We start from the raw sequence: 10,191 nt of genomic DNA on the forward strand, positions 1-10,191 counted from the left end.
GCCCCGCCCAGGCGCCGGCGGCGAGGCCGGCGCGGGCGGCCGGCGGCTCGCCCGCGAGAAGGTCTTCGGCGGTGTTGCCGAGCGCCAGCACCAGCAGCGCGAGGGCGAGCGCGAGGAGGGCGGTGGCGGCGCCGAGCCCGACCCGCGTCCGCGCGGCGCGCGCGAGCAGCGCCGCCCCGAGCACCAGCGCCGACACCGCCTCGATCTCCGGTCCGAAGCCTGCCACGATGCCGGCGCCGTCCAGGGCGTAGACCGGCTCGCCGACGACGAGGCGGTTCTTGGCGAGCCGCAGCAGCGGCAGGCCGTAGACCGCACCGAGGAAGGCGATGGCGAACAGCAGCGGCACGAGGCGGGCCATTCGATCGCGGGCGGCGGCCGTCACGTGATGAAGCCGGCGTCGCGCAGGAACGTCCGCGCGACGGCCTCGGCCACCTGTCCCTCGACGGTGATGCGGGCGTTCAGCCGGCGGAGCGTGTCGGCATCCAGGCGCGCGAAGACCGGATCGAGCGTGTCGCGGATGCGCGGATGGCTTGCGAGGGTGTCGGCGCGGATCACCGGTGCGACCTCGTAGACGATCTGCGCGCCCTTCGGATCGCTCATCACGACGAGGTCGAGGGCGCCGAGCGCCCCGTCGGTGCCGTAGACCATGCCTGCGTTGACGCCGCTGATGCCCTGCGCCGCCGCCCGCGCCGTCACCGCCGTGTCGCCGCCGGGCAGGCTGACGATGCGGTCCATCGGCAGCGCGAAGCCGTAGGCGGCCTCGAAGGACGGCAGCGCCGCCGGGCTCTCGACGAACTCGGTCGAGGCCGCCAGGCGGATCAGCCCGCGCCGCACGGCCTCGGCGAAGTCCGCCATGGTGGCCAGCCCCTCCTTGCGGGCGAGGCTGCCGCGCACCGCGATCAGCCAGGTGTTGTTGGCCGGCGCCCGCCCGAGCCAGACGAGGCCTTTGGCCCGATCGGCGGCGGCTGCTGCGGCGTAGGCGCTGTCGGGCCGCTTCCAGGCCGGGTCGGCCTCGGTGCCGGTGAAGAAGGCGCCGTTGCCCGTGTATTCGGGGTAGATGTCGACATCGCCCGACATCAGCGCCGTGCGGACGATCAGCGTCGGCCCGAGGCCGAGGCGGCGTTGCACCGGGATGCCGAGATCCTCCAGGCACAGGGCGATCATGCTGCCGACGAGCGTGCCCTCGGTGTCGCTCTTCGAGGCGACCACCAACGGTCCGCGCGCTCGCGCCGGCGCCGCGGCGAGGCAGGCGCCGAGGCCGGCCAGCACCGCGCGGCGATCGCAGGCAGGGACACATCGACCCATCGCAGGAATAGATCCGCCCCCTTTTTACGAAAAATCCGGCCCGTCGCGGGTTTGCCTCGGCGCGCGCCGGCCACAGCCTATCGCGAAATGTATCGCCGTGTAACATTGGTCGGCGAACGGCCCGCGCCGGACGCTTGACACAAAACGCGTTCCGGGCGACCCCTCAGCCCCCCGGCGTACCCGCTTGGTTCTTCTGGCGCGACGATCGGATCCGACCAGCCATCATGGCGACGTCCCGCTGAAGCGGGGCGGATCGACTAAGGAAGACACCTCGGCGTGAGCGCGGAACCGAACGACGACGTTCTCCAGGGTAAGCGCGTGCTCGTCGTCGAAGACGAAGCCGCGATCTCGATGCTGCTCGAAGACATGCTGCTCGATTTCGGCTGTACCGTGGTCGGCCCCGCCGCGCGTCTCTCGACCGCCCTCGAGATGGCCGAGGGCGAGACCTTCGAGGTCGCGATCCTCGACGTCAACGTCGCGGGCGAGCCGATCTACCCCGTCGCCGAGGCGATCGCGAAGCGCGACCTGCCGCTGATCTTCTCCACCGGCTACGGCGGCGCCGGCATCCGCGAGCCGTTCCGCGACCGGCCGGTGGTGCAGAAGCCCTTCAGCCAAGCCGACCTCAAGCGCACGCTCATCGGCGCGATCAGCGCCGCGCGCGGCTGACGCGACCGGCGTTCTGACGAGCCTTCCGTCTACAAGCCTTCGATCGGGAACGCGTCGACGAGGTGGACCGGCCAGCCGCGGCCACCGATGAACACCGCGTCGGCCCTGAGCGTCAGCGCTGCCGCGAACGGGTTGCGGGAGACCCAGGCCCGCACCGCGCGCGAGAAGCGCTGCCGCTTGACCCGGCCGATCGCGCCCTGCGCCTCGACGAGCGTCGCCCGCGCCTTCACCTCGACGAAGGCGATGGTGTCGCCGCGCCGCACGATCAGGTCGATCTCGCCGCCGGCCGCGGCGACGCGCATCGCCAGCGGCCGATAGCCCTTCAGCATCAACGCGGCGAGCGCGAGCCATTCGGCCCGGCGCCCGCGCCGCTCCGTCGCCGCCCGCCGGCGCGTGGCCTCAGGCGTCCGCATCGGTCTTGCGTGCCAGCACCAGCGCCCGGTTGTAGACCGCGCGGCGCGGCTGCCCGGTCTCGTCGGCGACGAGGCTCGCGGCATCCTTGATCGAGTGGCGCGCGAGCGCTGCGAGCAGGGCCGCGTCGAGGCCGGCATCGGCCTCCTCCGGGCTCGCTTCGTCGGCTGCGGTGCCGATCACCACCACCACCTCGCCCTTGGGCGCGCCCTCCTCTGCGAAGGTGTCGGCGAGGCTGCCCAGCGTGCCGCGGCGGATCGTCTCGAACATCTTGGTCAGCTCGCGCGCCACCGCGGCCGGGCGGGTGCCGCCGAGGACCGAGGCCGCGTCGGCCAGCATCTCCGGCAGGCGGTGGGGCGACTCGAACAGCACCAGCGTGCCGGGGACGCCTGCGAGCGCGGAGAGCCGGTTGCGGCGCGCGCCGGCCTTCTGCGGCAGGAACCCCTCGAAGAAGAACCGGTCGGTCGGCAGGCCGGCGGCGACGATCGCCGTCATCACCGCCGACGGGCCGGGGATCGGGGTGATCGCGATCCCCGCCTCGATCGCCGCCTGGACCAGCTTGAACCCGGGGTCGGAGACCAGCGGCGTGCCGGCGTCCGACACCAGCGCCAGCGCCTCGCCGTCCAGCATCCGCCGCACCATCCGCTCGCGGACGGCGGCGTTCGAATGCTCGTGGTAGGCGACCAGCGGGGTGGTGATGCCGTAATGCATCAGCAGCGTGCGGGTGACGCGGGTGTCCTCGGCCAGCACCGCGTCGGCGGCGGCGAGCGTCGCGAGCGCCCGGATGGTCACGTCGCGCAGGTTGCCGATCGGCGTCGCCACCACGTGGAGGCCCGGCGTCGGCGGCTCGGCCTCGGTGGCGAGCCCGAAGGCGGTGAAGGTCGCGGGCTTGGCGGTTGAACCGCCCGGCGGGTCCTTGCGGACGGGGCGGCGTGCGGGCTCGATTCTCTGTGTCATCGCGGCGACCTTGCCACGGCGCGGGCCCGAGCGGAATTTGAACCGCGCCCGTTTCGACATCGGATGTGTCGGACACGCGTCCGCGAGGCCGGCGCGTTTACTTTTCGGGCGCACACTCTAAGCCTGTGCGACGATGTGTTCGTGCCGGATCTTGCGTGAAGGACGTTTCGCGATGGCGCGACATCTCTCGCCCCGCGCCTTCGGGACAAGGGCCGCCCTCGCCCTGACCTTCGCGCTCGCCGGGTGCGTCGGCGGGCCGGATGGGCCGCGCACCGTGCGCTCTGCCGCGCCGCCGCCGCGCGCCGAGCTTGCCCAGGACCTCGCCCCGAATCTCGCTCCGCCCGCAGATGCCGTCCCGGGGCTGACGCCGGCCGCCGCCTCGGCTCCGGGCCGGATCGGCAAGGGGTCGGTCAAGGTCGCCCTGGTGGTGCCGCTGTCGGGTCAGGGCGCCAACCTCGGTGCGGCGATGCGCAACGCCGCCGAGCTGGCGATGGAGGAGTACCAGCAGCCCGACCTCCAGATCCTGGTGCGCGACGACCGCGGCGCGCCGGACGGCGCCCGCGAGGCGGCGAGCGGCGCCATCGCCGAGGGCGCCGAGCTGGTGCTCGGCCCGCTCTTCGCCGCCAACGTCTCGGCCGCCTCCGTGCCGGCGCGGGCCGCGGGCAAGCCGGTGATCGCGTTCTCGACCGATGCGAGCGTGGCCGCCCCCGGCACCTACCTCCTGAGCTTCCTGCCCCAGGCGGAGGTCGACCGGATCGTCGAGGAATCGGTGTCGGGCGGGCGCCGGTCCTTCGCCGCGCTGATCCCCGAGAACGCCTACGGCAACGCCGTCGAGGCGCAGTTCCGCGAGGCGGTGGCGCGCAAGGGCGCCCGCCTCGTCGGCATCGAGCGCTACGTCCCCGGCGCGTCGGAGCCGGCGATCGCCCGCCTCGGCGGCCTGATCACCGGGGCCGGCGCGCAGGCCGACACCCTGTTCCTGCCCGAGACCGCCGAGGGGCTGCCGGCGGTGGCGGCCGCGCTCACCAAGGCGGGCTTCGCGCCGTCGCGTATCCGGCCGATCGGCACGGCGGTGTGGAACGAGCCGCGGCTCTTCGCCCTGCCGGCGCTGCAGGGGGGGCGGTTCGCCGCGCCGGACGCCGGCGGCTTCGGCAACTTCGCCGGGCGCTACCAGGCGCGGTTCGGCACCAGCCCGCCGCGGGTCGCCTCGCTCGCCTACGACGCGGTCTCGCTCACGGCGGCGCTCGCGCGGCAATACGGAACCCAGCGCTTCGCCGACGCGACGCTGACGAAGAGCTCCGGGTTCTCGGGCATCGACGGCACCTTCCGCTTCCGCCCCGACGGCCTCAGCGACCGCGCGCTCGCCGTCTACGAGATCCGCAACAACGCGGCGAGCGTCGTCAGCCCCGCCCCCCGGGCGCTGGCCAAGCCCGGAACCTGAACCCGCCGCCTCGGCTCAGCCGTGGCCGATCATCGCCGCGCCGGCCGCGATGACGAGGCAGGCGACGATTCGGCCGGCGGTGAGGCGTTCCTTCAGGACGAAGCGGCCGAGAAGTGCTGCGAAGACGACGCTGGTCTCGCGCAGCGCCGAGACCGGCCCCATCGCCCCGAGCCGCATCGCCCAGATCACCGCGGCATAGGCCATCAGCGAGGCGGCGCCGCCCCCGACGGCGCGGGCTAGCGCGGCCGGCGTCCCGCCGAGCGCCGCGGGTCCGCGCGTCAGCAGGAGCCAGAGCGGAAAGGCGAGGTGGAAGGTGAACATCGCCGCCGTGTAGGCGACCCAGTCGCCCGACAGCCGCACGCCGATGCCGTCGATCAGCGTGTAGGCGGCGATCGTCGCGGCGGTGCCCAGCGCCGCGAGCACGGTGCCCCGCGACAGCCCAGCCTTGCCCAGCGATAGCGACAGGATCCCGGCGCTCACCAGCGCGATCCCGACGGCGCCGACGGTGCCGGGCACCTCGGAGGCGAAGACGCCCGCGCCGAGGGCGACCAGGGCCGGCGAGGCGCCGCGGGCGATCGGATAGGTCTGGCCGAGGTCGCCGGTGCGGTAGGTGACGATCAGCAGCGCGTTGTAGGTGATGTGGATCAGCCCCGAGGCGACGGCGTAGGGCCAGCTCGCCGCGGCCGGCAACCCGACCGCGAGCGCCACCGCGAGCCCGAGCCCGCCGACCGCGAGGTTCATCACGCTCATGGTCCAGAGGCGGTCGGCGCCCCCGCGCAGCAGCGTGTTCCAGCCCGCATGCAGCAAGGCCGCGAAGAGGACGAGGGCGACGACGGCCGGCGTCATCGCGGGCTCATGGCTTGTGGATCATCTTGCACGAGGGCGATCGAACTCACGCGGCCAGGCTCGCCACCACGGCGTTCAGCACCGGGGCGCCCCGCGCGGTCGCGGCGATGCGACCGTCGGGCAGGCGGGCGACCAGGCCGTCTCCGACGAGGGCGTCGATGCGCGCTCCGTCGAGCGGCCGGCCCTTCAGCGCCGCGTAGCGCGCGGGGTCTATGCCCTCCGACAGACGCAGGCCCATCATCAGGAACTCGTCGCCCTGGTCGGCGCCCGCGATGGTCTCGGTCTCGGAGATGCCGTGGCCGTCGCGCTCGACCCGGGCGAGCCAGGCCTCCGGCGCCTTCTCGGTGACGGTGCCGAGGCGGCCCGCCTCCGTGACCAGGCGGCCATGCGCGCCGGGGCCGATGCCGGCATACTCGCCGTAGCGCCAGTAGAGCAGGTTGTGGCGCGACTGCGCGCCGTGGCGCGCATGGTTCGAGATCTCGTAGGCCGGAAGCCCGGCCCGGTCGCAAACCTCCTGGGTCACGTCGTAGAGGGTGCGGGCCGCCTCGTCGTCGGGCGGCACGAGCCGGCCGGCGGCGGCGAGGCCGTAGAACGGCGTGCCCGGCTCGATGGTGAGCTGGTAGAGCGAGAGGTGCTCGGCCGCCCGGCCGATCGCCTCGGTCAGCTCCCGCCGCCAGGCCTCGGCGGTCTGGTTCGGGCGGGCGTAGATCAGGTCGAACGAGCTGCGGTCGAAGGCGCCCTGCGCGACCCGGATCGCGGCGAACGCCTCCTCGGCGCTGTGCAGCCGCCCGAGGCTCTTGAGGGAGGCGTCGTCGAAGGCCTGGACGCCCAGCGAGACGCGGTTGACCCCAGCCGTGCGGTAACCCCGGAACCGCCCGGCCTCGACGCTGGTCGGGTTGGCCTCCAGCGTGATCTCGGCATCGGGCGCGACGCCCCAGGCCGCGCCGACCGCGTCGAGGATGCCGGCGACCGTGGCGGGCTGCATCAGCGAGGGCGTGCCGCCGCCGAGGAAGACGCTCGACACGGTGCGGCCGGGCGTGCGGGCCGCCACGTGCGCGATCTCGGCGCGGAAGGCCGCAAGGTAGCGCACTTCGTCCACCGGCGCGTGGCGCACGTGGCTGTTGAAGTCGCAATACGGGCACTTCGAAGCGCAGAAGGGCCAATGCACGTAGACGCCGAAGCCCGCGTCGCGGGTCGGGTGGTCCGGGCCTGAACGGTCGATCATCGCACGCGATGTGCTCGCGTGCGCGCCGTTTGGCAATCGTGCGACGGGTTCAGGTCGGGCGACGCAGGCATGCGGCGGCGAGCGCCACGAAGGCGCGCGCCCGGTGCGACAGGGCGTTGCCGGTCTGCCAGTCGACCCCGTGCTTCTCCTCCGACGAGATTTCGCCGAAGGTTCGGTCGGAGCCGTCGGGCCGGAACATCGGGTCGTAGCCGAAGCCGGCGGTGCCGCGGGGCTCGACGAGGTCGCCGAAGACGCGGCCCTCGAACAGCTCGACATGGCCGTCGGGCCAGGCCAGCACCAGCGCCGAGACGAAGTGCGCGCGCCGGTCGGTCGCCCCGCGCAGGGCGAGCTCGGCTTCGATCCGCGCCATCGCGCCGGCGAAATCCTTGGACGGGCCGGCCCAGCGGGCGGAGAACAGGCCGGGCGCCCCGTCGAGGGCTGCGACGCACAGGCCCGAATCGTCGGCGAAGGCCGGCAGCCCGGTGGCCTCGGCGGCGGCGATCGCCTTGATCGCCGCGTTCTCGGAGAACATCGTGCCGGTCTCGTCGGGCTCGGCGAGCCCGAGTTCGCCCGCCGAGACCGCCTCGACGCCGAACGGCGCCAGCAGCTCGCGCATCTCGACCAGCTTGCCGGCATTGTGGGTCGCGATGACGACCCTGCCCGTGAGGATGCGGTGGCTCATGCGATCGCCTGCTTCTGGAGGGCGACGAGGTCGGCGACGCCGCCCTTGGCGAGCCGCAGCAGTTCGAGCAGCTCGGCTTCCGAGAACGGCTTGCCCTCGGCGGTGCCCTGCACCTCGACGAGGCCGCCGGTGCCGGTGATGACGAAGTTGGCGTCGGTCTCGGCGCCCGAATCCTCGGCGTAGTCGAGGTCGAGCACGGCCGCGCCCTTGACGATGCCGCAGGACACCGCGGCGACGTGGTCGCGCAGCGGGTCGACCGAGATCATCGAGCGGGCGCGCATCCAGGCGAAGCACTCGTGCAGCGCGACCCAGGCGCCGGTGATCGCCGCGGTGCGGGTGCCGCCGTCGGCCTGGATCACGTCGCAGTCGACGGTGATCTGCTTCTCGCCCATGGCCGGCAGGTTGGTGACGGCGCGCAAGGATCGCCCGATCAGCCGCTGGATCTCCTGCGTCCGCCCCGAGGGCTTGCCGGAATTGATCTCGCGGCGGGTGCGCTCGTGCGTCGCGCGCGGCAGCATCGAATACTCGGCCGTCACCCAGCCCTTGCCGGAGCCGCGCAGCCAGTGCGGCCCGCGCTCTTCGAGGGAGGCGGTGCACAGCACCTTGGTCTCGCCGAAGGTCACGAGGCAGGAGCCTTCCGCGTAGCGGGCGACCGACCGTTCCAGCGTGACCGTGCGCAACTCGTCGGCCGCGCGCTTCGAGGGCCGCATGCGGCGTTCTCCCGGTTCGAAATTCCGAGCCGGGTGCTTAGGCTGCGTCGCCTCGGGCGGCAACCCGACGCGCCGCAACGTCATCGCGTCGCCGACGGATTGATCCGCGGGCTTCGCCGGGACACAATCGCCGGGCAGGAACCGCGCGTGACCGAGTTTTCGAGATCCATTTCCCAACCTCCGCAGGTGCAGGCGCTCGCCGCGCTGAACGAGCGCGCCCGCGAGATCTTCCGACAGATCGTCGAGGGATACCTGTCCACCGGCGAGCCGATGGGATCGCGCAACCTCGCACGCATCCTGCCGATGGCCCTGTCGCCGGCCTCGATCCGCAACGTGATGTCCGACCTGGAGCAGGCCGGGCTGATCTTCGCCCCGCACACCTCCGCCGGGCGCCTGCCGACGGAGCTGGGCCTGCGCTTCTTCGTCGACGCGATGCTGGAGCTCGGCGACGTCGGGCGCGAGGAGCAGGAGCGGATCGAGGCGCAGATGCGCGCCGCCGCCTCCGGCCACACCTTCGCGTCGGTGCTGGCCGAGGCGTCGAGCCTGCTCTCGGGCGTCTCGCGCGGCGCCGGCGTGGTGCTGACGACCAAGACCAACGTGCAGCTCAAGCACATCGAGTTCGTGCGGCTCGACCCGGCCCGCGCCCTGGTGGTGCTCGTCTCGGACGACGGCTCGGTGGAGAACCGCCTGCTCGACCTGCCGCCGGGCCTGCCCGCGAGCGCGCTGCAGGAGGCTTCGAACTACCTCAATGCCCGGTTGCACGGCCGCACCCTCGGGGGCCTGCGCGCCGAGATCGAGGCGGGCCGGCAGGCGATGAAGCGGGAGCTCGACGCCATCACCGAGCGCCTGGTCGACGCCGGGCTTGCCGTCTCGGTCGGGCCCACCGAGGCGCGCCAGCTGATCGTGCGCGGCCAGGCCAACTTGCTCGACGACCTGCGCGCGATCGAGGACCTGGAGCGGATGCGGCTGCTGTTCTCGGACCTCGAGACGCAGAAGGACGTGATCGACCTGCTTGCCCGCGCCGAGGGCGGCGACGGGGTACGGATCTTCATCGGCTCGGAGAACAAGCTGTTTTCGCTCTCCGGCTCCTCGCTGATCGCCGCCCCGTTCCGCGACGGGTCGCAGACGATCGTCGGCGTGGTCGGCGTCATCGGCCCGACCCGGCTCAACTACGCCCGCATCGTGCCGATGGTGGATTACACCGCGCGGGTGGTCTCGCGGATGATGGACCGCGGGACGTAACTTTTCGCCAGGCAGGTAACGTGCGGTCGTCGGCGTGCTCGATCGATCGCGGGTTCCTTCTCCCAGTGGGAGAAGGACAGGATGAGGGGCGTGACCTCTCCGGAGATGTCACACCCCTCACCCCAACCCTCGCCCTTTGGGAGAGGGGGCAGGCGGCGCTTCTTTCGGCCTCAGCCGCGGATCACGTCCACGATCTGGTAGGTGTCCGGATCGACGATGACGATGTCGTCGTCCACGAGGACGTAGCTGTAATCCTCGTATTCCGGGGCCAGCTCGACGATCGCCGGCGGGAGCCGGTGCAGTTCGTAGCTGCGGGCGATGGCCGTGCCGACCGTGAGCGCGAAGGCGCCGGCCGCCAGCCGCGGCACGCCGCTGCGGAACAGGTCCTGGCGGAACCGGGTGCGCTCGGCGCCGCCGAGACGCCCGTAGGCGCCGCGGGCCTCGCCGCCGCCACGCGGGCCGCGGGCGCCGCGATCGGGACGTCCGTCACGCTCGCCTCGGGCGCCCGGCCCGTCGCGGTCGCCACGTCCGTCGCGGGCTCCGGGGCCGTCACGATCACCCCGGCCGTCACGGGCGCCAGGACCGTCGCGGTCGCCACGTCCATCGCGGTCACCGCGCGCGCCCGCCTTGTCGTCGCGCGCGCCGGGCTTGCCGCCCGGACCGTCCTCGCGCATCGCACCGCCGCGCTCGGCTCCGCCCGGTCCGGCCC

Annotated in this window: 11 protein-coding genes and 1 pseudogene; 3 read left to right on the top strand and 9 right to left on the bottom strand. The window is 73.2% G+C overall.

The features are described 5' to 3' along the window. Together FV226_RS25580 and FV226_RS25585 are read right to left on the bottom strand one after the other, a co-directional pair. Positions 1 to 358 (bottom strand): annotated as a pseudogene (locus FV226_RS25580) (ABC transporter permease); the annotation flags it as partial. Between the two features lie 20 nt (positions 359 to 378). Beyond that, complete coding sequence (locus FV226_RS25585; protein WP_147765134.1) at positions 379 to 1,305, bottom strand: glycine betaine ABC transporter substrate-binding protein; 927 nt, start codon at positions 1,303 to 1,305, stop codon at positions 379 to 381. A gap of 276 nt (positions 1,306 to 1,581) precedes the next feature. On the opposite strand from FV226_RS25585, the gene FV226_RS25590 reads away from it, so the two are divergent. Continuing rightward, positions 1,582 to 1,971, top strand: a complete 390-nt coding sequence (locus FV226_RS25590) for a response regulator (RefSeq protein WP_147754668.1) — start codon at positions 1,582 to 1,584, stop codon at positions 1,969 to 1,971. 29 nt (positions 1,972 to 2,000) lie between these two features. On the opposite strand, the gene FV226_RS25595 is transcribed toward FV226_RS25590, so the two are convergent. Both FV226_RS25595 and rsmI read right to left on the bottom strand, forming a co-directional pair. Continuing rightward, positions 2,001 to 2,384 carry a YraN family protein gene (locus FV226_RS25595; RefSeq protein ID WP_238272886.1) on the bottom strand — a complete coding sequence of 128 codons (384 nt, stop codon included), beginning with the start codon at positions 2,382 to 2,384 and terminating at the stop codon, positions 2,001 to 2,003. Beyond that, positions 2,371 to 3,339 (bottom strand): 16S rRNA (cytidine(1402)-2'-O)-methyltransferase, encoded by a 969-nt coding sequence (gene rsmI / locus FV226_RS25600; RefSeq protein WP_147765136.1) that lies wholly within the window; start codon positions 3,337 to 3,339, stop codon positions 2,371 to 2,373. The genes FV226_RS25595 and rsmI overlap by 14 nt, the downstream gene beginning before the upstream one ends. A gap of 172 nt (positions 3,340 to 3,511) precedes the next feature. Between rsmI and FV226_RS25605 the strand changes: the two genes are divergently transcribed. Beyond that, on the top strand, positions 3,512 to 4,777 hold the full coding sequence (locus FV226_RS25605; protein ID WP_147765137.1) for a penicillin-binding protein activator: 1,266 nt from the start codon (positions 3,512 to 3,514) through the stop codon (positions 4,775 to 4,777). A gap of 15 nt (positions 4,778 to 4,792) precedes the next feature. Here the strand turns inward: FV226_RS25605 and FV226_RS25610 are convergent, their stop codons facing one another. Genes FV226_RS25610 through rph form a run of 4 tightly spaced genes read right to left on the bottom strand, consistent with a single transcriptional unit; the run spans position 4,793 to position 8,240 of the window. Continuing rightward, positions 4,793 to 5,623: a DMT family transporter gene (locus FV226_RS25610; RefSeq protein WP_147765138.1), complete on the bottom strand. Its 831-nt coding sequence runs from the start codon at positions 5,621 to 5,623 to the stop codon at positions 4,793 to 4,795. A 46-nt stretch (positions 5,624 to 5,669) separates the two neighbouring features. Continuing rightward, positions 5,670 to 6,848: a radical SAM family heme chaperone HemW gene (gene hemW / locus FV226_RS25615; protein ID WP_147765139.1), complete on the bottom strand. Its 1,179-nt coding sequence runs from the start codon at positions 6,846 to 6,848 to the stop codon at positions 5,670 to 5,672. A 49-nt stretch (positions 6,849 to 6,897) separates the two neighbouring features. Then, entirely contained in the window at positions 6,898 to 7,530 is a 633-nt protein-coding gene (gene rdgB, locus FV226_RS25620) for an RdgB/HAM1 family non-canonical purine NTP pyrophosphatase (protein WP_147765140.1), read from the bottom strand. Further along, positions 7,527 to 8,240 (bottom strand): ribonuclease PH, encoded by a 714-nt coding sequence (gene rph, locus FV226_RS25625; RefSeq protein ID WP_147754543.1) that lies wholly within the window; start codon positions 8,238 to 8,240, stop codon positions 7,527 to 7,529. The genes rdgB and rph overlap by 4 nt, the downstream gene beginning before the upstream one ends. 147 nt (positions 8,241 to 8,387) lie before the next feature. Here rph and hrcA point away from each other — a divergent pair, with 147 nt between their 5' ends. Then, complete coding sequence (hrcA, locus tag FV226_RS25630) at positions 8,388 to 9,482, top strand: heat-inducible transcriptional repressor HrcA (protein WP_147754542.1); 1,095 nt, start codon at positions 8,388 to 8,390, stop codon at positions 9,480 to 9,482. A 170-nt stretch (positions 9,483 to 9,652) separates the two neighbouring features. Here hrcA and FV226_RS25635 read toward each other — a convergent pair. Continuing rightward, the coding region (locus tag FV226_RS25635) for a DUF1236 domain-containing protein (protein ID WP_246691738.1) at positions 9,653 to 10,191 on the bottom strand (539 nt) is incomplete at its 5' end.

The organism is Methylobacterium sp. WL12 (assembly GCF_008039475.1).
GTDB lineage: Bacteria > Pseudomonadota > Alphaproteobacteria > Rhizobiales > Beijerinckiaceae > Methylobacterium > Methylobacterium cerastii.